The following is a 26131-nucleotide window of genomic DNA, read 5'->3' on the forward strand; positions in this document are numbered from 1 at the left end:
TTGTAGGTTTAATTATCGATTGAAATAAATTTAAAAAAACCATAGTTTTATTGCCATTAACACAACCATTACTATTAAAAATTTCTTTATTAAACCATCGCCTTTATTAACAGACCATCTACTAGCTAACCAACCTCCTGATGCATTTCCTAGAGCCAAAATTAAACCAATTTTCCAGTTAATTACATCATTATAAGCAAAAACTATAACCGCTGATATTGTATAAATTAACACAACAGTTACTTTAATAGCATTACTTTTTACCAATGAAATATTATTTAGTGAAGATAAAATGAGTAACATTATAAAACCTACTCCTGCCTGGATAAACCCTCCATAAACTCCAACAAAAAAGAAAAGGATGGTACTTATCCATAAATGTTTTCCTGATGTTCTTTCAATTAAATTAAACTGCTTTGAGTTTGGCTTAAAAACCATTAACCCCACAACTAACACCATAATAATTGCCAATATTTTATTAAAGATATCTCCTTTGATATCTACAGCAATTTGTGCTCCTAAAATTGAACCCAAAAGCGCAGAAACACCTAAATAAATACTAAAAGGAAACGTAACAATTCCTTTACTTTTGAAACCAGCTGTTGTAAAAATGTTTTGAAATAAAATGGCTATTCTATTGGTTGCATTAGCAATATTTGGAGGCAAACCCAAAAAAATTAGTATCGGTAATGTTAAAAGTGACCCACCACCTGCTAAAGTATTTATAGCTCCTGCTACAAATCCAACAAACACTAAACCAGCAACTTCAACAAATGAGCTCATCCATTAATTTTAAAAGAAACAAAAGTACAAGAAAATTTATTAGAAAAATTCATAAAAAAAAGTAAAAAAAGTTTGAGCAAAACAAAAAAGGGTTTTATATTTGCCCTCGCTAAGGGAGAAATGGCAGAGTGGTCGAATGCGGCAGTCTTGAAAACTGTTGAGGGTCACACCTCCGGGGGTTCGAATCCCTCTTTCTCCGCTGAGAGAATCACAAATCTCAACAAAACGCTGTAAAACTTATGTTTTACGGCGTTTTTTCATTTGTAACTATCACATAAAGTTCATTAAATGGTATGCTTTCAGTGACCTATTTAGTGACCTATTCCAAAAATTTCAAATAGGTCACTAGAAATCGCTGAAACACTTGTATAATAAGGAATTCACATTTTGAACATCTTGTTTCAAGTGGTTTTAAAAGATAGTTTTATCAACCTAAAAAGTTACCACAAATGACCAAAACATTCAATTTACTTTTTCTAATCAAGAAAAGTAAAACCAAAGCAGATGGCACAGCACCAATTTATTTACGAATTACAATAAACGGTAAGCCAAAAGAAATTGCTTCAAAAAGATATGTAGAGCCTGAAAAATGGGATAGTAAACTTCAAAAAGTGATAGGTAAATCTGAAGAAGTAAAATCTTTAAACACGTATCTTAAAACGTTAGAACAACAAGTTTATGATGCACATCACGAAATAATGAAAGACAAAATCGTAACAACCTCTGCGGTTTTGAAATCAAAACTTCAAGGAGTCGATAATAATCCAAGAATGCTTATTCAAATTTTTCAAGACCATAATAATAAGATTGAAAAATTAGTAGGCAAAGAATATGCTCCGGGAACACTAGAGAGATATAAAACTTCATTAAAGCATACCATTGCTTTTTTAGAATGGAAATATCAAATCTCTGATATTGATATTTCTAAAATCAATCACGCTTTTATAACCGATTATGAATTTTACTTAAGAAGTGTTAGAAATTGTAACAACAACACAGCAGTAAAATACATTAAAAACTTTGGTAAAATTATTAAGATTTGTTTAGCAAATGATTGGCTAGATAAAAACCCATTTTCAAATTACAAAGCAAAAGTTAGAGAGGTTGAACGTGTTTATTTAACAGAAGATGAAATTCAAATAATTCTCAATAAAGAATTTTCAACTGAAAGAATGTCTTTGGTTCGTGATATATTCTTATTTAGTTGTTTTACAGGGTTAGCTTATATAGATGTTAAAAATCTTACCAAATCACATATAAGTATTGGAATAGATGGTGAAAAATGGATATTCACACATCGTCAGAAAACAGAATCGGCTTCAAAAATTCCAATACTTCCTGTTACTCAAATGATAATTGATAAATATACCACACACCCACAATGCATAAATGAAAATAAATTACTACCAATCTTAAGCAATCAAAAAATGAATACCTATTTAAAAGAAATTGCTGGAGTTTGTGAAATTGAAAAAGAGCTAACCTTTCATATTGCTCGCCATACTTTTGCTACTACAATAACTTTGTCAAATGGAGTTCCTATTGAAAGCGTAAGTAAAATGTTAGGTCATAAAAATTTACGAACTACGCAGCATTATGCTAAAATTTTAGACAAAAAGGTGGGTGAGGATATGAAAATATTGAGAGATAAATTTTTGTTTCATAAAAAAAGAGAAGTTAGCGTACTAATATAATTTATAACTCTTTATTCAAATACTGTTTATGAAAGTTTTCTTGGTATAACTTACCAATAGGAATTTCATAGTCTTTAATATAAATGGTATGATTGTCAAAAGATTCAATAGCTACCTCATTCACTATATACGATTTACTTACTCTTATAAAACTAGTTTTTGGTAATTTAGTATGAATAGTTTTTAAATTCATTGCTGTAATGATTTTATCATTTTCAGTATATAATACCACATAATCTTTCAACCCTTCAATAAATAAAATTTTATTAAATAGTATTTTATAATATCTGCGTTCTGCTTTTATAAAAAGAAAGTCTTTAGTTATATTTTCTATTTCTGAATCTACATTTAAAAGTAATTTATTAAATGAAAGAGCTTTATTAACAGCTCTTTCAAAATTCTCATATAAAATAGGTTTTAATAAGTAATCAACTGCATCAACAGCATAACTTTCTATGGCATATTCTTTGTATGCTGTAGTAAATATAACAAGTGTCTTTTCCGGAATATTTTTAGCAAATTCTAAACCATTTACTCCTGGCATTTCTATATCAAGAAAAATCAAATCGATACTATTATTCTTTAAAAACTCGTTTGCTTTTATAGCATTATTAAAAGTTCCTTTAAGTAATAATTCACCTTGAGTTTTAACAAGATCAACCATTCCTTCTCTTGCCAATGGCTCATCATCAACAATTATACAATTCATAGTGGCAGTTTTAAGTCAATTTTATAGGTGGCTTTTAAATCACTTATCTGTAATGTAAATCTATTATCATACAGCAATTCTAACCTACGTTTTACATTTTTTAAACCCAAACCTTTCTTACTTTCAAATTTCTTTAATTCAGATTTAGTATTTATACATACAAATTTTAAATTATTAGATTCAATAATAAAATCAATCATTATATAAGAAGGCAAATTAGTGTCTAAACTGTGTTTTACTGCATTTTCTACAAAAATTGTAAAAATATTTGGAGGAATTTGTATAGTAGGTTTAATTTTTCCTTTAATATTTATTTCAAATGTAAAATCATCTCTTCTTATTTTTTCTAGCTCTAAAAAATCGTTAATAAATCTTATTTCTGTTTGTAGAAAAACTGTAGGTTTATTATTTTCATATAAGTGATGTCTCAAAAAATCAGATAGTTTAATGGTAACTTGTGAAGCCTTTTCTGGATCTTTTTTTATGAGTACATTCAAATTATTTAACATATTGAACAAAAAATGAGGATTTATTTGATTCTTAAGAGCTTTTAATTCACTTTTGAGAGCTTTATTTTCTAATTCATTTATTTTTTTATTATCAATTATCCATCTTTGAAAAAGTTTGAGTGTAGTAGACGATAGAATAAAAGGTATCATCGTAAAACTTACATTATAAAATTGCTCTAAAAAACTTTGTTCAATATAAACCCCATTGTTTATTCTATATGGATCAATGTAAGTATTAGCAAAGATTTTTATAGTAAAAAAACCTATAGAAACAGTAATTAGTAAAAATGAAAGATATAGAATGTAGCTTTTATTATAAAGAAATTTTGGTATTAATAAATACATATTTATGTAAAACATAATTACTAAAATTATATAGGTAAAAGAAAGTATATAATATCTCAACTTTAAATCTGAAAGTTCTCTTATCCTACCATCTGAATAATTTGTAATTGCAAAAAACAAAAAAATTAGAACAAAAAGATGTCTTAATACTCTGTATTTTTTAAGAATTAGAAAATTTAGAAAAAAATTATCACCATTATTCATTAATCCTGTTATTTTTTATTGTGCAATTTACAATACTTACCATTTATTTATTTTTAATTATACCAAAGCTTAGCATTTTTATACAAAAATACAACTTTAACTATTTCGTATAAAAAATATAATGTTTCGTATAAATACTAAATACAGTCTTCATTTAGCATATAAGTTTGCATTAGAAAAACAAGCTAAACTTAAGATATGAAATATTTTTTTTGGGGTGTACTAGCTCTAGTATTTATAAACAATAAATCTTTTGCTCAAGAAAACATTAAAGTTTCTCTAGATTCTGTTTCAAAAAGTATATCAAAACCATTTATTAATGAAAGGTTAGAACTTTCATTAAAAGATGCAATAATTTATGCTCTACAAAACAAAGCAGATGCTACTAAAGCAAAACTTCAAATTGAAAATGCAGAATATAAAATAGAAGAAACAAAGGCGCAATTATTACCTCAAATCTCAGGAAGTGGAAATATAACCAACAACCCTTTATTGCAAAAAAGTGCAATACCCGGTGAAATAATTGGTCAGCCCGGCACTACTATTTTAGCAACATTTGGCCAAAAATGGAATGCATCTATTGGAGCTCATCTTTCTCAAAATATTTTTAATCAATCAATTTTTACAGGTTTAAAAGCTGCAAAAACCACTAGAGAATTTTATCAAATAAATGCTGAACTTACTGATGAAGAATTGATGCAAAAAGTTGCCCAAAATTATTATCAAGTTTACACAACCAAAGAACAGTTAAAGGTTATTGATAGCAGTTTAGCAAACACAATTAAAATAAAAGAAATTTTAAAAGGGTTATATAATAATGGACTAGCTAAAAAAATTGATTTGGACAGGTTGGATGTAAAACTATCTAATATACAAACCCAACGTCAAAAGTCACTAAACGCTATCGAAATTCAAGAGAACACTTTAAAGTTTTTTATAGGAATGCCAATAGAACAAACTATTATTTTCCCAAAACTTAATTATGAAACAGTTACATTATCAAATTTTCAAGAAGAACTATTTAAAGTTGAGGAGCTTTCTAAGTATAAGCTTTTAAATACTCAAAAACAACTACTTTTTCTTCAAAAACAATCCATAAAAGCAAATTATTACCCTACACTTTCTTTAGATGCGAACTACAGCTATCAGGGAATCGGCGATGATTTTCCAATTTTTGCCAGAGACAACAGTAATGCAAATTGGTTTGAAGTAGCTTCAGTAGGGTTAAATTTAAACATACCTGTTTTTAGCGGGTTTTCAACACATGCAAAAGTAAAACAAACTGAAATTGATATACAAAGTATTGATGAAGATATTAAAAATCTTAGGCTTGCTTTACATCTAGAATTTACAAATTCTAAAGCACAACTAATAAACAGCATAGTTACCATTAATAATCAGAAAAAAAATGTTGAATTGGCTCAAAGTGTTTTAAATAACACTGAAAATAATTACTACAACGGGTTGACATCTCTAACCGATTTAATTGAAGCACAAAATGCATTAATTGAATCACAAAATAATTTAAACCAGGCTATACTTGAATATAAATTAGCCGAAATCAATTTACTAAAAGCAAAAGGGCAACTAACATCACTAATAAAATAATTCAAATGAAGAAAATATCAAGAAAAACAATAATTTATATATTAATAATAGTTGGTATTATAATTTTAATTTTACTGAAGCTTAATTATAATAAACAAAAGAATGATGAAGAGACTGCTGTAGCAGCTATAACCAATGACAAAATAAGTGTTCAAATAGATACCGTTAAATACACTGTTTTAAATTTATCTTATAAAAGTGATGGTGTTTTTACTCCATTACAAGAATTGAATCTTTCAGCCGAACAATCTGGTAGAGTTGCTAAAGTTTATGTCGATATAGGAGATAATGTTAAAATAGGTCAAGCTCTTGCACTAATTAAAACTGATGAACTATCAGTAAATCTTGAAAATATGCGCGTAGCCTACAATACCGCAAAAACAAATAGCGAACGTTATCAAAATGCATATAAAACTGGTGGTGTTACAAAACAACAACTAGACCAGGCCTTAATGAATCTTGAAAATGCCAAAGCAAATTTTGAACAAGCAAGAATTAAGTATGGAGATGCTACCATAAAATCAACAATTAACGGAATAGTTAATAAAAGAGATGTAGAACCTGGTACAGTAGTAAACTCTGGTACAAATCTATTTGAGTTGGTAAACGTTTCAAAACTTAAATTAAAAACTACCGTTAATGAAACCCAAATTGTTAATTTACAAAAAGGGGATACTGTTACAATTACAGCAAGTGTTTTCCCTGAAAAAGAATTTATTGGTATTGTTACATTTATTGCTCCTAAAGCAAATAGTGCTTTAAATTTTCCTATTGAAGTTGAAGTCCAAAATTCAAAAAATTCACTTTTGAAAGCTGGTATGTATGGCTCTATTAATTTTGAAGTTACCAAAAATAAAGTTCTAACAGTTAATAAAAATGCTTTTGTGGGAAGCTTAAGTAATCAAGAAGTTTTTGTAATGAAGCCAGATAGTACCGTTATATTAAAAAAAGTAATATCGGGAATAATTTCGGATAAAAATGTAGAAATAATTGAAGGTTTAAAGCTTGGCGATAGGGTTATTATAAGTGGACAAATTAATCTACAGAATGGCAGTAAAGTTAGCCTTATAAATTAATATAATTTAAAAAAAATATTTTGAAAATAGCAGAAATTTCAATAAAACGCCCAAGTATTGTTATAGTGGTATTTACTGTGTTAATACTAGGTGGCTTATTCAGTTATACTCAACTAGGATACGATTTAATACCTAAATTTACCGTAAATGTAATCTCAGTAACTACAACTTACCCTGGAGCATCACCAAGTGAAGTTGAAAGTACAGTTACAAGAAAAATTGAAGATGCAGTATCTTCAATGGAAAACATTAAAAAACTAGAGTCAAAATCTTTTGAAAGCGTATCTATTGTTACAATAACTCTAACAACAAAGGCTGATGTAAACTATTCACTTAATGATGCACAAAGGAAAATTAATACCATATTAAAAGATTTACCAGAAGATATTGACCCACCATCATTGGATAAGTTCTCCTTAAGTGATCTTCCAATAATTTCTATGGGAGCTACTGCTAATATGAATGATATAACATTTTTTGATTTGATGGATAAAAAAATTCAGCCTGTACTTTCAAGAGTTAATGGGGTAGCAAGGGTTAATTTAGTTGGTGGTAAAGAAAGAGAAATTCTAGTGGCCATAAATCCAAATCTACTGAATGCTTATAATCTATCAATTTCTCAAGTTCAACAGGCTATAGCTAGTTCAAATCTAGACTTCCCTACTGGGAATATAAAAACAAGAAATGAAACAATGATTGTAAGATTGGCAGGGAAATACAAAACTGTTGATGACTTGAAAAATCTTGTTATTTCATCTGAAAATGGTATTCAGGTAAGACTATCTGATGTAGCTAATATTGAAGATACTCAAAAAGAAGCGGAGAAAGTTGCAAGGATTAACCAGAAACCTGCAATTTTGGTTCAAGTAATAAAACAATCTGATGCAAATGCTGTAGCTGTAAGTGAAGGTATTTGGGAGGTAAAATCACAATTAGAAAACGAATATTCAGATATCGACTTAAAGCTAGATATTGCTAATGACACATCTGAATTTACTTTAACTGCTGCAAACTCGGTTATTAAAGATTTGTTTTTAGCTGTTGTGTTAGTCGCTTTTGTTATGTTGTTCTTTTTACATAGTATCAGAAATTCATTAATTGTAATGGTTTCTATCCCTGCCTCATTAATAGCAACTTTTATTGGTATTTTTCTTTTTGGTTTTACACTGAATTTAATGAGTTTGTTAGCGTTATCACTTGTTGTTGGTATTTTAGTTGATGATGCTATTGTGGTATTAGAAAATATATATCGTCATATGGAAATGGGCAAAAGTCGTATTCGTGCCTCCTATGATGCTACAAAGGAAATTGGATTTACAGTTACTGCTATTACATTGGTAATTGTAGTGGTATTTTTACCAATAGCGCTAAGTAGCGGATTGGTTACTGATATAATCAAAGAATTTTGTGTAACAGTAATTATAGCTACACTATTTTCATTACTCGCATCATTTACAATTGTTCCTTGGTTATCTTCAAGATTTGGAAAATTAGAGCGTATTACTGGGAAAACCATATTTGGGAAAATCATTTTAAAATTTGAAGAAGGTCTTAGCAATTTTACTGATTTCATTACAACAATTTTAAAATGGTCTTTAACCAACAAACTTAAAACAATATTTATTGTACTAATTCTTTTTATTGCTTCAATAATATTAATTCCGGCAGGTTATATTGGAACCGATTTCTTTCCAAATGCCGATCGTGGTCAATTTTTAGTACAATTAGAATTACCTAAAGATGCTACACTTGAAAAAACAAATTTAGTAACCCAAAAAGCAGAACAATACCTAAAACAAAAAAAGGAAGTTGTAAATTTAGTAACTACTGTAGGTCAAAGTAGCGACGGAGTAGCTTCAACACAGGCCACCATATATAAATCAGAAATAGATGTTAAGCTCGTAGATAAAGATGACCGTGATGATAATACTTATGTGTATGCTGCTAAAATAAAAAGAGAACTTCAAAAAATACTTGTTGGTGCTAAAGTAAAGACAGTGCCTGTTGGCCTACTGGGATCGGCTGAAAATGCACCTTTAGCTTTGGTTGTTAGAGGTAATACCTTAGATAGTGCATTAGTTTTCGCAAATAAAGCTGCAGATGAACTTCAAAAAATTAAAGGTGCAACAGAAATAAAACTTTCAGTAGAAACAGGAAATCCCGAAATTTTAGTACAAGTCGATCGTGACAAAATTACAGCTTTAGGGCTTTCTCTTTTAAATGTTGGAAAAACTATGCAAATAGCTTTAAATGGTAATGATGATGTAAAATTTAGAGCTGGTGACTATGAGTATGACATCAATCTTAAATATGGTGATTACAGCAAGTCAAACATTAATGATGTAAAAAATATTACTTTCACTAATAATAAAGGAGAGCAAATAAAACTTTTTCAATTTGCAACGGTTAAAGAAAGTTCAGGTCCAAGTGTATTGGAAAGAAGAGACAAAAGCGCTTCAGTAACAATACAAGGTCAAACTATTGGGCGCCCTGCAGGTTCAATTTCTTCAGAATGGGAAAGTGAATTTTCCAAAATACCAAGACCTAAAGGTGTTAATTATGTATGGAGTGGAGATATGGAAAACCAAAGTGAGGGGTTTGGGAGTCTTGGGATAGCATTAGTTACTGCTATAATTTTGGTTTACTTGGTAATGGTAGCTCTTTACGATAGCTTTGTTCATCCGTTTGTGGTATTATTTTCTGTCCCATTATCTTTTATAGGGGCATTACTAGCCTTAGGGTTAACTAATAATTCATTAAACGTATTTACCATTATGGGTATTATTATGCTTATTGGATTAGTAAGTAAAAACGCTATTTTACTTGTAGATTTTACAAACCATAGAAAAGAAGAAGGAGAAAATACTTTTAACGCATTAGTGCAAGCAAATCATGCACGTCTTAGACCAATTTTAATGACAACTATAGCAATGGTTGCAGGTATGGTACCTATTGCACTAGCAAAAGGTGCTGCTGCTGAACTAAACAATGGTTTGGCTTGGGTTATAATTGGAGGGTTATTAAGCTCACTTTTTTTAACTCTGATTATTGTTCCGGTAGTATATGCAGTATTTGATAGTCTTACTAATAAGTTTACTAAAAATGAAAAAATTGATTACGAAAAAGAAATGTTAGCTGATTATGAACATATTGAATTAAATGAAGATCACTGGTAATATGAATTTAACCTATGTTTTTTATTCAAGAAATAATAAATGGCAATATTCTTAAAAAGCAATCATATAATAACTCCTTATATGGATGGAAACATGTTATTATTTTATTTATAGTTGTTGGCATTCTTAGATTTCTTTTTGTTTTAGTTGGTGGAATAGATCTAGATCCTGAAGAAGCTCAATACTGGTTATGGTCTAAATACCCTGATTGGTCGTACTATTCTAAACCACCTCTTATAGCCTATATCAACGGTATAAGTAGTTTAATATTTGGAAATCATGCTTGGGCTGTACGCTTAAATGCTATTATTATAGGAAGTATAATAGGCTTAACAACTTACTATATTTCAAATAAACTGTACAAATCTAAAAAACTGGCTTTTTTTATTGCAGCGGCATTATTGTTATTACCTGCGTACCATTATATATCTATGTTTTTTACTACTGATGTTTTAGTCTCTTTATTTTGGCTACTTACTTGTTATTTCTTTTGGAAAGCTATTGAAAGTAACTCTTTGAAATATTGGATTTTAACAGGAATAACAATTGGCATTGGAAGTATGGCCAAATACGCTTTACTTTTCTTTATTCCTTTTTCTTTTTTATACCTGCTGTTTAAAAAGAAGTATTTGCTGAAACAAAAGAGCTTCTATATTTCTTTACTAATAGCCATCATAATTTTTAGCCCTGTGTTAATTTGGAATATTAATAACAATATGATTGGTTTATTTCACATTTCAAATTTAGCAGGTTATGGAAGAAAATTTGTTAGCCTTCATAAAACTATTAATTATGAATTGGAGTTTTTTGGTGGTCAGCTTTTATTGAATCTTCCGCTTTTATTTTTACTCTTTTTCTGGAAAAAATACAAAATTGGCTCTTATTTAAAAGGTGATTTTGAGCAATTCATTATTTACAAAATGATTTTTATTTATATAATATTCACTGCTATTGCTTTAATAAAAAGGGTGCAAATTAACTGGCTTATCTTCTCCTACATTCCTTTATATATTATCCTTTTTAAAGCTATTTGGGAATCTGAAATACTTAATAATACCTTATCAAGAAACTATATTGCTTTTACTTCTTTACTACTTGTTTTATTATTACTACAACCCGTTTTAGAAACTCACACACCTAAATTTTCTAAAATTATTCCGGCTAAAATTGACCCTTATGGAAAATTAGTTGATTGGAAAAATCTTACAAATTTTGTTAATAACGAAATGAAAATCAAAACTAATGGTAATGGATATATTATATTATCTGATAAATACCAAATTGCCAGTCAGTTATCATTTTACAGTCCTGGAAATCCTAAAACATATTGTTTACCTTATTCTGGAAGAAGAATGAATCAATTTGATGTATGGGGCATCCCAACTTCAGGTTTTGATGATAAACAAATTGTATTAGTCAAAAATTCCCCTATAGAATCAAGTGAAGAAATAAATTTTTTAATTGATAGAAACAGTATTATCTACTCAACCAATTACCATATCTTTTATAAAGGGAAAATAATTAAAACATATTATATCTATCTTTTAAATAGAATGCCCAAAATAAACAGTCTTAAAAATGTGATAGCAAAATATTAATTCAATTTTACTTTAAAAAATGTATTAAAAAATAGAAAAACTAAAAATCAACATTTTAAATGTAAATAGAAAACAAACCATAGTACTATATATACATATGTAAAAAAGCGTACTCAAATACAAGTGATATGAAATAATATGGGATTAAAGTATAATTTAAATATAATCTATGTTTTAATAATTTTTGTTTTTAATGCGAATTTGATAGGACAAAACAAAAATTTAACATCATCATTCTCAAATGATAGATATCAGTTAACTAATACCCCTAAAGGTTATATAGTTGTTTTCAGTATTATAGATACTGTAGATTCTAATACTATTCAAAAATTAAATGACTTAGCTAAAAGTTATAAAAATAAAAATATCGTCTTTATTGTAATAACTGATGATAATTTGAATAATTGTAAGATAAATCTGCTAAAAAATAAATATTTAAATTTTCTATCAGAGAATGAAAATAATAGAATTTTTAACACTTATCAAATAAGTATGTACAAAGTGTTTCCAATGTATATTGTATTAAACAAAAAAGGGAAAATAATTTATAAAAAGAAAGGAAGAACTAACAATATAGAAAATAAACTAAAAAAGAGAATTAATAAAGCTCTTAAATGAGAGTTTTTATTACAAATCTAAATTATAGATTTAAAAGTAATAAAATATTTACTATCAATTGGTAAAACCGATTATTAATTTAAAACATTAACTATGAGTAATATAGGTATAACATTTTCCGGAGGTGGTATAAAGGGTATTGCACATTTAGGTATATTGCAATATTTAACTGAAATTGGAATCAAACCTACTGTAATGTCTGGCACTAGTGCCGGTTCATTAATTGCTGCATTTTATGCCGCTGAATATAGCCCTAAAGAAATTTTTGAAATTGGTAAAAAAGAAAACTTTTTCAGCCGTAGTGGATTGTTTTTACATGGCGGTGGATTATTTTCTCCTGATGTATTTTCTAATATTATAAAAAAATATATTCCACATGATAATATTAAAAAATTAAAAATCCCTATTTATATTACTGCTACAGATATTACAAATGCCAAATTGGTAACTTTTAAAGAAGGGTCTATTGCCTTAGCTGTTAAATCTTCTTGCGCTGTACCCCTTATTTTTCATCCTGTTTTACACAACGGAAAATTACTTTCAGATGGTGGCTTATTAAATAATTTACCTGTTGACCTTATAAAAGATAAATGCGATAAGATAATTGGCATTAATGTAAATTCTGTTTTTAAAATGGAAGGTAAAGCAAGTTATCAAAGAATGATAGAACGCTCTATTCAAATTGCAATAAATAAGAACTCTGAAGACAAAAAAAATATATGCCATATCTATATGGAACCCCTAAACCGAAAAAATTACAAAATGTTCGATTTTAATAAAATGGATGAAATTTATGACATTGGATATGCCTATGCCAAAAGTTTTGATAATGAATTATTTGCCCTATTAAATAATTGATCTATGAATCGCTCTAAAAAAAATATTATCATAGAAAAATCTATAGAATTATTCTTTGCCTATGGCATTCAACATATTACTATGGATGATATTGCCGAAAAATGTGGTATTTCCAAAAAAACAATCTACAAATTTTTTGAAAATAAAAGTGACCTACTGCATCATATTATCAAATCTCAAGTTGAAAAACTTAAAATTTTTATCTTAGAAAATAAAGCTAAAAGAAAACATGCATTAGAAGAATTAATCTATTTCTTTAATTATATAAGTACAATTTCACAAACTATTTCTCCAACTTTTGGGAAAGAACTAAAAAAATTTCATTCAGTAAATCTTATTGAAGTACTAAAATTTAAAAATGCTATAGTAACCCCATTTGTAAAAGAAAACATAAACCGTGGAATACAAGAAGGTCTTTATAAAAAGGATTTAAATGCTGATGAAATATGTGATTCTTTTGATTCTATTGCCAAAATTATTTTTTCAGATGAATTTTTCTCTAATTCAGAATCCAATAAAAATTCCATAACTTTTCTTAACTCGCTTTTCTTATACCGCTTAGTTTCCGTAAAAGGGTTAAAAGAATTACATAAAATAAATACAACAATTAACAATAATATTTAAAAACAACAATCCTTTTAAAAACCATTAAAGAAAACCCTTGATAAATATTTTTCATTTATCTAATATTTAAAATTGCTATAAATTAACTATATTGAAAATTACAGACTTATTAAATCAACTTAATGAACAACTCAACTTTATAGATTTAGAAATTGATGATACTATTATAAAATGTGAAAAAGCTATTGAAATAATACTAAAATCACTAGAAAATCTTAAAAAGCATGTTCAAAAGAGACAATTTAAATCTCAAGATGAAGAAATTCATTTTTTTAAAGATTTAAAGCCTCAATTTGTTTCAAAACTAATTTATTATAATAAAATTTATAAAATTGAAACAAAAAAACCACACGGTGGCCAACGTGTAGTTAAAAAATATTACAAATTAGAACTACATAAATTGAAATTGTTTTTTGATAACGAACTCGAATTTTATCGCTATTTCAGAACAGGAAACAATTATCTTGATTATAAATATTTTGTTCGTGGAAAATTTGATATAAAATTCAGTCTAGATTCGTTTTACTTCGAGTCAGATACAAATTTTGTAACAGCACATAGCTTTAAAGTTTCTAAAATTATGGCGCACGATTTATTACAGGTCTTTTTAGAAGATAAATTATTAGAAATGAAAAATAATATTCAAACAGGAAAATCACAAGTTAATCCGAAGATAAAGCAAATTTGGACTGCATCAAAAGTCTCTTTAGTAGAACTCCTATATGCTTTACATTCAGAAGGTGTTTTTAACAATGGTGCTTCTGATTTAAAAGATATTGCTTCATATTTAGAATATATGTTTGATATTAATTTAGGTCAGTACCATAGGGCTTTTCTCGAGATAAGAATGCGTAAAGGCGACAGAACAAAATTTATAACTTCTTTAAAAGAAAACCTTATTAAAAGAATGGATAACACTGACGATTCTTAATAAAGTTCTATTTTACAGCTATTTAAATAAAAAACACTCACAACTTCGGGTTGTATTGTGAAATAAACCAAATCAAACTTCACAAATTTGTACCATAACAATATAAAACATAAGTTATGGAAGTAGAACTAATTACAAGAGAAGATTTACATAAGTTTAGAATAGAACTTCTCAACAGTATAAAAGCAATCATTACACATCAGGCAGGTTATACTGAAAAGCAATGGCTTAAATCTAATGAAGTTCGAAAGTTATTAAAAATATCTTCCGGTACCTTACAAAACCTACGCATCAACGGTACGCTTACCTATACCAAAGTTGGTAGTATCATCTTTTATGCCTATGATGATATTCAAAAAGTATTAGAAAAAAATAAAATCAATAACTCATTATAAAACAAATTCTACCCATTGGGGAGTAAGAGGAGCTTATGAATTACATAAAACACTTAACAGGTTTCTTTGACCGCATCATCAAAGATTCTAGTTTAAATCCTACCCATATAAGTTTATACTTAGGTTTATTTCAATATTGGAATGTTAATCGATTTAAAAACCCAATTAGTATTACTAGAGACGAGGTAATGCGAATTAGTAAAATATGCTCTAAAGCAACCTATCATAAATGTATTCGTGAATTAAACGATAAGGGATATCTTAAATACGAACCATCTTATAATCCATTTAAAGGCAGTATGGTATTTATGTTCAATTTTTCAGAAGACTTAAAACCTGTTCAAAAAAAAGAAATCAAGAATAAAAAAATTTTACCAGTTAATAAACAGGTTTTGAATAAGCAGGATACAACTACTGAACAAGCACTGGTATCTTCTATAAACAGTATAAACAATACAAACACTTTAAACATTTTAAACTTGGAAGAGCAATCACAAAATTTTGAAAATAAAAGCTTAGGTTTAAAAAAAGAGAATGAAGAAAAAAAGTTGCGCCAAAAAAAGAAAAATAGTGTCACTCCGAGTGCAATCGAGAAGCCAACTATAGAAGAAGTGAAAAAGTATTTCCAAGAACAAAACCATCCGGATATAGAAGCTCAAAAGTTTTACAATTATTTTTCCAGTAATGGTTGGTTAGTAGGTGGTAAAACCAAAATGGTCGATTGGAGAGCTGCTGCAGGAAATTGGATACTAAATAGTTTAAATTTCAAACACAACACCGATACTTCACCGACTAATCGAGCAAAGCACCTCAACTCCCCTACTAATAAAAATTATTCCGAACCATTATAAAATTTACTTTTACTAATCTAAAGGAGTGATTTTGCTTTGCAAAATTGTATCGAGAACAAATTCATCAACTAAAATGAATCATAATTACCAAGAAATAACCAAATCTCTAGAAACTAAAGGTCAAGAACTTTTCGGTAATCATTTCAAAATCTATAAAGAAGATGAAAGTATTATTGAAAAGCTTATTGTCTACGCAATTAAAGATGAAAAAAGAGCCAATGAACTTAATATTAATTTGGAGAAAGGTATATTATTGTCTGGTCCTGTAGGTTGTGGCAAAACATCATTAATGACTTTGATAAAACATATTACCGAAAAAGAAAAGTATTATGTAAAATCTTGCAGAGATGTAAGTTTCGAATTCATACAAGATGGTTATGAAGTAGTACATAAATATAGTAAAGGGAAATTATACCAACCTAAATACAACACCATTTGTTTTGATGATTTAGGAACAGAAAGCAATTTAAAATACTTTGGTAATGAGTGCAATGTAATGGCTGAAATCATTCTTAGCCGTTACGACCTATTTATCAATAAAAAACTAATAACACATATCACAACCAATTTATCAGCAACGGAAATAGAACAACAATATGGCAATAGAGTAAGAAGTAGAATGAGAGAACTATTCAATTTAATCGCTTATAATAATACTTCTGTTGATAAACGTAGGTAAGTTTACCTTCATATTTCAGACGAGAGTGAAGAAAACCAAAATACGCCCTCATTCATTTATTTTTTTTAGTAACGTATTTAATTCAATTACTTTTATTATATTTGTTCACGTTTTGATATTGTTCACGAATAATGAACAGATAGAAATAATGAACAAAAAGACTTACTAAAATGAACGAAGCAGATATTTTAAATACAGCAATTCATAACTTAGAAAAAGAGATTCCATTAACTTGGAACTGGAAAACTATGAATTACAATAATTACATTGGAGTTGATGGAGAGCTGGATATAAAAATAAATAATCTAAAAATTAAAATGTTTGTTGAGGTCAAGAGAGACGTTAAAAACCATCAATTATTTAATATTATTGACTATAATAGAAAATTTCAAAACTTTTTATTAGTTGCAGAAAAATTATATCCAAAAGTAAAAAAAGAACTTCGTGAAAATCATATAAATTATTTAGAAGGTAATGGTAATGTATATATCAATAAAGATGATATTTTTCTTTATATAGACACCAATAAAACAGCCAAAAATCAAAAAGAGAAAGGAAATCGAGCTTTTACAAAAACAGGATTAAAAGTCGTATTTCATTTCTTATTGAATCCACAATTAATTAATCAAACACAACGTGATATTGCAGATATTACTAAAGTTGCTTTAGGTAACATCCCATTAATTATAAATGGTTTATTGGATAATAATTTCATTTTAAAACTAAATAAAAATGAATATGTAATTAATAATTATAAAGAATTGCTAAACAAGTGGATTACAGAGTTTAAGCAAACTTTAAAACCTACAATATTTAAGCAACGTTTTAGGTTTCAAAATGAAAACCAAGATTGGAGAACATTACAGTTAAATAATGAAAAGACCGTTTGGGGTGGCGAACCTGCAGGAGATATTATAACCAATCACCTACGTCCGGAAAAATTCACCTTGTACACCAATGAAACAACAAAAGATTTAATGATAAATTACAGATTATTGCCAGATAACGGAGGTAATATTTGGGTATATGAAAGGTTTTGGAAAACTAACTTTAATAATAACACAGCACCAAAAGAATTAGTATATACTGATCTAATGATTAATGATGATAAAAGAAGTAAAGAAACAGCAAAATTAATTTTCGATGAATACATCCAACCAAACATATAAAGAATTAGCCATCCCTTACTTCAAAGAAGTTTTTGACTGTATAGATGAAGTAATGCTAAAACTCAATGTCCCTTATTATTTAATTGGAGCAAGTGCGATAGCTTTAGAGTTGCTAAAAGAGGGCATCAAACCAAGTAGAGGAACAAAAGATATTGATTTTGCAATTATGATATCCTCAATACAAGAGTTTGAATCAATTGTAGAAGAATTAAGTAACTACGGATTTAATAAAGTAGAAGCACCTTGGACATTGTATAATGATAATTTTAACATTGTTATAGACCTACTACCATTTGGTGAAATTGAAGAAAAGTTTACAGTAAACTTTAATGAGCGCTATACTGATTTACACGTATTAGGCTTTAGCGAAGTATTACAGAAACCGGAAACAGTCCAAATTGAAGAAAAGTCAATACAAATTCCATCCTTACCGGGAATGGTCATTTTAAAACTAATTGCTTGGAGTGATAGACCTGAAGAACGAGATAATGATTTGTATGATATTTTAAAAATTATAGAACATTATTTCGACTTAAATTTTGATGAAATAGTTGAACACCATAACGATACTTTTCCGGAAGAAGATGACTTGGACCAACTCAAAATTGCAGCAAGAGTATTAGGCAGAAAAGCAAGCCAGTTTTTAAATGTTTCTAGAGCTATTAATGATAGAATTTTAAAGACTCTAAACGAAAATATTACAGATGCCAAAGATTCAGCAATAGCAAAACAATGGGTTACCAAAAAAGAATGGGATTTAGAATATGCTGTTCAAATTTTGGAAGAATTAAAATTAGGTTTAATAGAAAAGTAAAATAAAATGGCTGGAGAAGCAACTGTATTTCAAACTGGCGGTGGTGGTTTTAATTATGAAAACTATGTACAGTCATCATTTTTATTACAAATGATGATTAATGGTGTTGTTCCGTCATTTCCTAATGGTAAGATTATTGAAATTGGATTTCAAAATAAAAATAAGGGATACCAAACAGATGACTTATTTTTAAAGGTTGAAGAAGATAATACTTCTAAAAGAATAATTTCTCAAATAAAGTATAACATCCCTATCTCATCAAAGAATGAAGTTTTTTTAGAAGTAATAAAAGCTTTTTGGGACGATTTTAATAATACCAGTCATTTTGATAAACAAAATGATAAAATGTTTCTCATTAAATCCAGTCTGACTAATAATGATAAAAATCATATAGTTTATTTATGCCAAATAGCTTCTAAACAGAGTAATTCAGTAGATTTTTTCTCTGAAGTTAACAGGGTAAAAATAAAAAAGTTTACTCTTGATATCTTTGAAGAAAGCCTATCACTAGCAAAAGGAGAAACTGTTACTGAAGAAGAATTATTTCAGTTTTTAAAATGCTTTCATTTATTGGCTTATGATTTTACTACTGAAACAAGTACGGATGAAACCTATACGCTTAATCTTATTCAATTATCAAAGTCTAAAGATGTAGTAACTACCCCTAAAGAAATTTGGAGTGTGATTCTTAACGAAGTTGCTACATATAATCGAAATGGAGGTAGTATTTCAAATGATGATTTAAAGAATTTTGAACCATATAAGTATTTTGATTTATCTATATCTTATGACGCCTATTCTTCATTTAAAAAAATACACCAAGATGGAGAACTACTTTTAAAGCCATTCAAAAACACCATAAAAGGCTTTCATATAGATAGAGCAACCGTTAAAAGGTCAATAATACAATCTTTAAATCAATCAGATATTTCAATTATTACAGGTTATCCTGGTGTTGGCAAATCTTCGATTGTAAAAGACATTTTAAGTGGAGAGTTATCTGATACAGTTCCTATAATTTTTAAGGCAGACCAACTTAATAAGACTTCTTTAGCTCAAGTATTCAGTGAAGTTGGAATAAACCATAATTTAATCGATTTATTTAGTTTAATATCAACACTTCCAAATAAAATTATTGTAATTGATAGTGCAGAAAAATTATTGGAAGCACAACCCGATTCTGCTTTTAAACAATTATTATCAATTATTTCTGAAAATAAGGGTATAAAACTTTTAATGACCTGTAGGTCTTATGCGGTTAACGTGATTAAGCAAAAGTTCGGTATTGACTCTGAAAAGATAAATGTTGTCGATATACCTCTTTTAAATGATGATGAAATAGAGCTAATAAGAAATGAATTTCCTCAACTAAACCATTTTCTTTCGAACAGCAAAATAAATGAAGTCTTAAGAAGTCCTAAATATCTTGATTTTACAGTATGTACAATAAAAGAAAGCGAAAACATATCGAGTGATATTAGTTATTCAGAGTTTAAAGAGATATTATGGAATGAAGTAATAGAAAATTCAACTGTATCAAAGAATGGTCTTCCAAGAAAAAGAGGAATTACTTTTATGCACATAGCTGTAGGAAGAGCAATTAATATGAGATTGTTTTTTGAACCTGTAGATGACAAAATAGATTATGAAACGGTAGAGCTTTTGGAAAGTGATAATATAATAGTTAGAAATGGTAATAAATTTCAGTTTTCCCCTTCTCACGATATTTTAGAAGATTGGGCATTAATAAGATATATAACCTCAATTGAAAATAAACTTTCTAATAAAGCGGATTTATTTAATCAACTTGGTAACCAACCAGCTTTACGAAGAGCTTTTAGGTTATGGATTGAAGAATTACTTACTAATGATATTGATACAGTAGCAAACTTAATTTCTTTAACATTAGAAGACGACTCGATTCTTACATATTGGACAGATGAAATACTTACAGCTGTTTTTAGGTCAGATGATTGCAGTTCTTTTTTCAAATATTTCTCTTTAAAATTATTGGAAAACAATTGTATATTTTTGAATAGGTGCATTTTGCTTATAAGAACTACTTGTAGGGAATATAGTTTTAACAAAGAAAACTCTAAAGACATTTTATTTCCTGTAGGTTCTTGTTGGGAAGAAATGTTATACTTTTTATCTTCAAATATTTTAGAAATAGAAAGTATAAGGAAGTCTATTTCAAATTTTTTACTGGACTGGGAATATAAATTTCTTTTCCAATTTAAGCTTTGTTCTATTAAAGAGATAGAAGCAGCAAATATATTGGTTTTTCATTATGTAAAAGAAATGTACGATGGAAGTGACCATTGGGGCTATTCATCAAAAAATGACTATCAAAAGACAAGCTTTGTATATATGCTTTTTGGTTTTGCGTCTTATTGTAAAGATGAATTAAAGAAATTCATTGAAGAATGTAGTTCAAATACAGATGAGTATGGAAGATTAAAAGGTTTTAGTGAATTGGTAATTAAAAAGGCTATAGGTGGTGTTGGAAATGGCTTACTAATTAAAGAGCTACCTGATACATTAATCCAAATAGCAAATAAGCATTGGAAACGTATACCACCTGAAAGCCTACCTAAAAGAGAAAGCCCTTTTGGATTTTCTTTTCCGGAACGTAAAGAAAGAGAAGATGCCTGGGGTGTAACAAAGACTAGATTCGACTTTTTTCCGTCTGGGATTTATAAAACATTTGTTTATAATTTACTAAAACATCATCCTTTAAAGGCTGTAGTTTTTATTTGTGAGTTCACCAATTATATAACATCATCTTATAAAGAATCTGATTTTAGTGTAAAAGAGGAACTAAAGGAAATTAAAATGATGTTAAATGATGGTAATGTAAAGGCACTCTATGGAAATGAGTATTTATGGAACGCATATAGAGGTACAACTGTAACTCATTACTTGCTTGAATCTGTTTTAATTAGCCTTGAAAAATATTTATTAGAAATTGCTCGATTTGAAGTTCCTGACAACAAATTACTAAAAACAATAACCAATTATTTATTAAAAAATTCAAATTCAGCTACAATAATTAGTGTTTTAACCAGTGTATTTATAGCTTATTCAAAAGCTTTTGGTGATGCCATTTTACCAATTTTAAGAGTTAGAGAGTTTTATGAATGGGATACACATAGAGCAACAAGAGAACATTCCGCTACAGCAATTTATGATCAAAGAATTTCTTATGCCCAAAAAGAAAAAGGAGAGTTTAATAGACTTCCTCACAGAACAAAATATCAACGCGGTCTTCGAGAATTTTTACTTCATTATCAAATAAATAGTGGTTTGCTTAATAAAGAATTACAAGTAATATTCGATGGTTTTTATGAAAATTGTGGTGATGATATTTTTTGGGAAAAGGCTATTACTGAAATGGATGTGAGAAAATACAAAGCATCTATTGTTGATGAAGAAAAAGGGGTTTTTCAGTTAGAGGTTAACTATCCAGAACCGATTTTTAATGCTGTTGAAGCTTTTACAAAAGAAAATGAAAATGATAATCTTTCTTTACACTATTCTCATTCATTAAGGCAGGTTAAAGAAAAAAAATCTGAAATGTCATTTGATGAATGGGAGACTATTTTCAAACACTTTTCTTCAGATGAAATTGAGAATACAATGTGGGATTCACCAGTAACTTTATCTGTTTTTGGGTTAGAATTATTTGACGAAAAATTAAGTAAAGCTCAGAAAGAGTATTGCATTAATACAATTATTGATGCACTGGAACATATTATAAAAGAAGCAAATGATAGAGGTAGTTTCAATATTTTAAACGGATACAATATATTAGAAAAGCAATTAACAATTGAATCTATTCATTTACTATATAAATTTAGAGAAAATATTATTGATGAGAAAGAGCTCGACGTTCTTATTACATATTTATTAATTAGTCATTTAGCCGACCACGAAATAAGAGATTTTCAAAAATATTTCAGAAATACTTTTAGCAAGAAATTGCCGGAAAAAGCACAAAAATTAATCATTTCACTAATAAAATATGCGAAATTCTATAGTGAAAATAGGATCAATCATTATCGTAGCCAACAAGAAACAAAAGAATATAGTGAAAAAGAATTTGAATTTATAGAAAGTATAATAAATGCAAGTGATTTACCTGAAATTTATTCTTTATCTCATGAATTGTACGAGCCACATTTTTTAAACAATGCTTTACTTCTCATAACTTCAGATATAAATAGGGAATTCTTTCGAAATTATATTCTGAAAATGTGTGAATTAATTTTAGAAGACTTAAAGTTGGAAAATGATTTGTCATATTCTCGTTCAAAAAAATCAAGAAAAACAAATCACACAATTCTTGTTGACTTACGTTTTTATTTTAATGAAGTACTTCTACTTAATGATATAAATTTTAGCAAATTATTAATAGATAAATTATACTACCCGGTTCTAAATAATGACTTTAAGAATTCGTATAGTATTAAAGATTTGTATGAACTTATGACAGGTGTTTTTAATACAACTGTTACAAGATTCGACGATTTAATTAACGAAGATAATGATGTTGAAAGATATAGAAATCATTTTTGGGAACTATGGAAATATCTTTTCAATAAAGTTAAGCAATCAGGTAATTATTTTTTTGTAAAAGAACTTTTGTTAAATGTTAACGAAAATTATTGGTCTATAAAATCAGACAATTGGAAGGGTTTTATCAATTATAAAACCCAGTATTATGAGTTTATAGATTATTTTAAAACTAAATCATTGTCACATATAATTCCTGTTTTTTCCACTTTTGGAGAAAAAGTTTTTCTTCCATCAGGAATTAATTTAATAGTGAAAAATTTAAAAGAGGATGATAGCATTTACAAGAGTTTAGACACATCAAATGCAGTTAAATTGATTCAAGTACTTTTCAATAACCATATACAAGAAATTAAAGAAAGTCAAAGTTTAATAGAGAATTTTATTTATATATTGAACAAGATGATTGATTTAGGATATTGTGAAGCCTATTTAATTAGAGAGTGTGTGATTACTTATAAAAAAACAGCTTAAATCCCCACAAACCTAAACCCAGTTTATTGCTACCGCAACAACCCTCTGTGTTTTGGTTTGTTCCGCGCGCCAACGCTCTTGTAGTTTTTGGTTTCCAACCCTCACACAGCACATTGCTTGTTTTGCTTAAAGTATTGCTTATGGTAATTTGGATAAACAAAAAAGCAAAGAACTGTTTCCAACGCTCACACCAAAAACTCCCCAAAGCTATGTTTACATAACGGGTAGTTATGGTAGCATTCATTCACTTTCTGTACCATAACTCCATTATGCAAAATAGCCAACATTTCAACGCTCACATCTGTACTAAAATAAAATTAAGTACTAATAGTAAAATTCCAAAGCCCACTTTCCCCACCACCCTTTTCATCGGTGTAGGTTACAGCAATTATTAATGTTTGCCTTGTGTCTGTGGTAGGTAAACTACATTCATACAACCCCTTATCAGGAATTACTCTTTTCATTTACCCACCTCAACACCGCTCATAAAAAAAGAGCATAAAAAATGCCCTTTTTTTATCTTTTCCAACAGCTACAACATCAATAATCACTTCCACCTACAACACTTTACCCCAAAAGTGACTAGAAATTAAAATAGTAGTACGAATAAAAACAAAAAAAGAATGCAATACTATGCGCTCCCTTCATCCAAACCTTTAATGCTATAAAGGTCAAGCCCTATGGGTTTTGAAAAAAATCTCCACCAACTAATGTCCTATTACTAAAAATTAAAAATTAGAGTGTTGGTAGTATTTTTCTCAAAAACCTTGACAGCATTTCCTCGCTTCCTAAATAATACGCTTTCTTTTTTCTGTTTTTCTTTTAAAATTATAACAATAAAAGATGGTATTATTATTGATTCCTAATTACATAGAAAAATCAATTTAGATTTCTTAAATTTGTATCAAGGAATAAGTAATGCAAAATAATATTTATATAACATATAATCCTGATTCTGAAAATGAAAGGAATCTGGCAAATGATCTTTATAATAAAGGTCGTCAAAATGGTTATTTCATTTATTTACCAGAACGCAATTATCATAATAGAATCTCACCACAAACTAAATCTAATATTGATTCTTCAAATTGGTTTGTTATTTTTTCAACTTCTCTTCTTTCAGAAACAGTTACAGAAGAAATTGACTATGCCTTTAAATCAAAACAGGATAATCAAATTATAGTTATTTATTCATCTCATAATGGAAAGAATATAAATTTTAATGGAAGAAAACCTATTGAAATGTACATTGAAGATTATGATTTGAATAGTATTGAAAAGTTTAAAAATGATTTATTTAAAAGAGTTTCTCTAAAAAGTTTAGAAAAAAAAGAAGGCTTAAGTGCTTTAGAAGTGTTATTAGGAATTGGAGCTGCTATTTTACTTATAGGTGCTCTTACTAGCAACAAAAAAGATTAATATGGCTTATCATATTGAAAAACACCCTGCTTTTGAAGCATTAAAACTTGATTTAGAAAAAAAAATCGTAAAAGAATTACAAAGCTTTAATTTTAATAAAAAATCTAACAGACTTAATATTTTATATCATTATACTGATTTAAGTGGTTTGAAAGGTATAATTGAAAATCAATCTTTTTTTTCAAGTAATTCAGCTTACCTAAATGATAAAAAAGAATTTCATTATGGGGTAGATTTATTTAAATCTGCAATATCCAATTATAATATTTTAAATGAGTATCAAAAAAAAATTATTAATGAGATTAGAAAAGAATTGGATAACAAACTTGAATCTTATCATTTTGTAACTTGTTTTTCATTGGAAGGTGATTTATTAAGTCAATGGAGAGCTTATGCTGATGACGGAAAAGGGATTGCAATTGGTTTTGATTTAAAAAATTTAGTTGAAGCTTTTAATCCAAAAGCATCTGGTATGCTAATTGAATATAATGATCAAACCCAAAAACAAGCAGTTGATAAAATTGTTCAGACAACTGTCAGTTTTTATGAGTCTAAACTGTCTTTATTAGAATCTATCAACCAAGAACATCTTTATGATGTCATTGCTCAAGAAGCTAATGAAATTTTCAATAAATACATAGGTCAATTTAAACATAGTTCATTTAAAGAAGAACGAGAATATCGTTTTGATTTATCGATAGATAATGATATAAACAAGGCGAGAGAACTATCTTATAGAGTAAGTAGTAATAATCTACTAGTACCCTTTTTACATTTAAAAACTAATTTACAAGAAGAACTTGAATCTCGCAAAAAATCTTATCCAGAAGAACCTATAGATGTATCTCTTAAGAAAATTAAACATAAAGTAAAATTATTACCAATCAAAAAACTCATAATTGGACCTTCTTTAGATTTTGAATTAAATAAAAAATCAATTATTGGGTTCCTAAAGAAAAATGGCTACTCTGAGAATATTGAAATAAACCAATCTAAAGTCCCATATAGAATATAAAAAAAGC

Annotated in this window: 21 protein-coding genes and 1 tRNA gene; 18 read left to right on the forward strand and 4 right to left on the reverse strand. The window is 28.1% G+C overall.

All coding sequences use genetic code 11. The annotated features are described in order from the left end of the window. Positions 1 to 30: 30 nt before the first annotated feature. Complete coding sequence (locus ACFQZW_RS12115; protein ID WP_298265916.1) at positions 31 to 783, reverse strand: sulfite exporter TauE/SafE family protein; 753 nt, start codon at positions 781 to 783, stop codon at positions 31 to 33. Positions 784 to 897: 114 nt separating this feature from the next. On the opposite strand from ACFQZW_RS12115, the gene ACFQZW_RS12120 reads away from it, so the two are divergent. Beyond that, positions 898 to 982, forward strand: a tRNA-Ser gene (locus ACFQZW_RS12120). A gap of 250 nt (positions 983 to 1232) precedes the next feature. After that, positions 1233 to 2477, forward strand: a complete 1245-nt coding sequence (locus ACFQZW_RS12125; protein WP_386783297.1) for a site-specific integrase — start codon at positions 1233 to 1235, stop codon at positions 2475 to 2477. A gap of 1 nt (position 2478) precedes the next feature. On the opposite strand, the gene ACFQZW_RS12130 is transcribed toward ACFQZW_RS12125, so the two are convergent. Both ACFQZW_RS12130 and ACFQZW_RS12135 read right to left on the reverse strand, forming a co-directional pair. After that, the gene (locus tag ACFQZW_RS12130; RefSeq protein ID WP_386783299.1) at positions 2479 to 3186 is read right to left on the reverse strand and encodes a LytR/AlgR family response regulator transcription factor; all 708 of its coding nucleotides are present in this window, start codon (positions 3184 to 3186) and stop codon (positions 2479 to 2481) included. After that, positions 3183 to 4040: a sensor histidine kinase gene (locus ACFQZW_RS12135; RefSeq protein WP_386783301.1), complete on the reverse strand. Its 858-nt coding sequence runs from the start codon at positions 4038 to 4040 to the stop codon at positions 3183 to 3185. Before ACFQZW_RS12135 ends, ACFQZW_RS12130 begins: the two co-directional genes overlap by 4 nt. 402 nt (positions 4041 to 4442) lie before the next feature. Here ACFQZW_RS12135 and ACFQZW_RS12140 point away from each other — a divergent pair, with 402 nt between their 5' ends. The 14 genes from ACFQZW_RS12140 to ACFQZW_RS12205 all read left to right on the forward strand — a co-directional run bounded on the left by ACFQZW_RS12140 (position 4443) and on the right by ACFQZW_RS12205 (position 23690). Further along, the gene (locus ACFQZW_RS12140) at positions 4443 to 5852 is read left to right on the forward strand and encodes a TolC family protein (RefSeq protein ID WP_386783304.1); all 1410 of its coding nucleotides are present in this window, start codon (positions 4443 to 4445) and stop codon (positions 5850 to 5852) included. 5 nt (positions 5853 to 5857) lie between these two features. Further along, positions 5858 to 6928, forward strand: a complete 1071-nt coding sequence (locus ACFQZW_RS12145) for an efflux RND transporter periplasmic adaptor subunit (protein ID WP_386783306.1) — start codon at positions 5858 to 5860, stop codon at positions 6926 to 6928. A 20-nt stretch (positions 6929 to 6948) separates the two neighbouring features. Beyond that, a complete protein-coding gene (locus ACFQZW_RS12150; RefSeq protein WP_386783309.1) occupies positions 6949 to 10104 on the forward strand; it encodes an efflux RND transporter permease subunit in 3156 nt (1051 codons plus the stop codon). Positions 10105 to 10118: 14 nt separating this feature from the next. After that, a complete protein-coding gene (locus tag ACFQZW_RS12155) occupies positions 10119 to 11702 on the forward strand; it encodes an ArnT family glycosyltransferase (protein WP_386783311.1) in 1584 nt (527 codons plus the stop codon). Between the two features lie 138 nt (positions 11703 to 11840). Further along, positions 11841 to 12320 (forward strand): hypothetical protein, encoded by a 480-nt coding sequence (locus tag ACFQZW_RS12160; RefSeq protein ID WP_386783313.1) that lies wholly within the window; start codon positions 11841 to 11843, stop codon positions 12318 to 12320. A 93-nt stretch (positions 12321 to 12413) separates the two neighbouring features. Continuing rightward, positions 12414 to 13178 carry a patatin-like phospholipase family protein gene (locus tag ACFQZW_RS12165; RefSeq protein WP_386783315.1) on the forward strand — a complete coding sequence of 255 codons (765 nt, stop codon included), beginning with the start codon at positions 12414 to 12416 and terminating at the stop codon, positions 13176 to 13178. 3 nt (positions 13179 to 13181) lie between these two features. Then, complete coding sequence (locus ACFQZW_RS12170) at positions 13182 to 13802, forward strand: TetR/AcrR family transcriptional regulator (protein WP_386783317.1); 621 nt, start codon at positions 13182 to 13184, stop codon at positions 13800 to 13802. A gap of 91 nt (positions 13803 to 13893) precedes the next feature. After that, positions 13894 to 14733: an RteC domain-containing protein gene (locus tag ACFQZW_RS12175; RefSeq protein WP_386783320.1), complete on the forward strand. Its 840-nt coding sequence runs from the start codon at positions 13894 to 13896 to the stop codon at positions 14731 to 14733. Positions 14734 to 14849: 116 nt separating this feature from the next. Then, positions 14850 to 15128 carry a helix-turn-helix domain-containing protein gene (locus ACFQZW_RS12180; RefSeq protein ID WP_386783322.1) on the forward strand — a complete coding sequence of 93 codons (279 nt, stop codon included), beginning with the start codon at positions 14850 to 14852 and terminating at the stop codon, positions 15126 to 15128. Positions 15129 to 15163: 35 nt separating this feature from the next. After that, positions 15164 to 15979, forward strand: coding sequence for a transcriptional regulator (locus tag ACFQZW_RS12185; RefSeq protein ID WP_386783324.1), 816 nt, complete (start codon positions 15164 to 15166; stop codon positions 15977 to 15979). A gap of 73 nt (positions 15980 to 16052) precedes the next feature. Further along, the gene (locus ACFQZW_RS12190) at positions 16053 to 16658 is read left to right on the forward strand and encodes an AAA family ATPase (RefSeq protein ID WP_386783326.1); all 606 of its coding nucleotides are present in this window, start codon (positions 16053 to 16055) and stop codon (positions 16656 to 16658) included. Between the two features lie 170 nt (positions 16659 to 16828). Continuing rightward, a complete protein-coding gene (locus ACFQZW_RS12195; protein ID WP_386783329.1) occupies positions 16829 to 17827 on the forward strand; it encodes a type IV toxin-antitoxin system AbiEi family antitoxin in 999 nt (332 codons plus the stop codon). Next, positions 17802 to 18641: a nucleotidyl transferase AbiEii/AbiGii toxin family protein gene (locus tag ACFQZW_RS12200; protein WP_386783331.1), complete on the forward strand. Its 840-nt coding sequence runs from the start codon at positions 17802 to 17804 to the stop codon at positions 18639 to 18641. The genes ACFQZW_RS12195 and ACFQZW_RS12200 overlap by 26 nt, the downstream gene beginning before the upstream one ends. Before the next feature lie 6 nt (positions 18642 to 18647). Continuing rightward, positions 18648 to 23690 (forward strand): hypothetical protein, encoded by a 5043-nt coding sequence (locus tag ACFQZW_RS12205; RefSeq protein ID WP_386783333.1) that lies wholly within the window; start codon positions 18648 to 18650, stop codon positions 23688 to 23690. Positions 23691 to 24007: 317 nt separating this feature from the next. Here the strand turns inward: ACFQZW_RS12205 and ACFQZW_RS12210 are convergent, their stop codons facing one another. Further along, positions 24008 to 24154 (reverse strand): hypothetical protein, encoded by a 147-nt coding sequence (locus ACFQZW_RS12210; RefSeq protein ID WP_386783336.1) that lies wholly within the window; start codon positions 24152 to 24154, stop codon positions 24008 to 24010. Positions 24155 to 24608: 454 nt separating this feature from the next. Between ACFQZW_RS12210 and ACFQZW_RS12215 the strand changes: the two genes are divergently transcribed. Together ACFQZW_RS12215 and ACFQZW_RS12220 are read left to right on the forward strand one after the other, a co-directional pair. Further along, positions 24609 to 25109 (forward strand): toll/interleukin-1 receptor domain-containing protein, encoded by a 501-nt coding sequence (locus tag ACFQZW_RS12215; RefSeq protein WP_386783338.1) that lies wholly within the window; start codon positions 24609 to 24611, stop codon positions 25107 to 25109. A 1-nt stretch (position 25110) separates the two neighbouring features. Further along, on the forward strand, positions 25111 to 26124 hold the full coding sequence (locus tag ACFQZW_RS12220; RefSeq protein ID WP_386783340.1) for a DUF2971 domain-containing protein: 1014 nt from the start codon (positions 25111 to 25113) through the stop codon (positions 26122 to 26124). Positions 26125 to 26131: the final 7 nt, after the last annotated feature.

Origin of the sequence: Lutibacter aestuarii (genome assembly GCF_042676885.1) — a bacterium.
GTDB classification, from domain to species: domain Bacteria; phylum Bacteroidota; class Bacteroidia; order Flavobacteriales; family Flavobacteriaceae; genus Lutibacter; species Lutibacter aestuarii.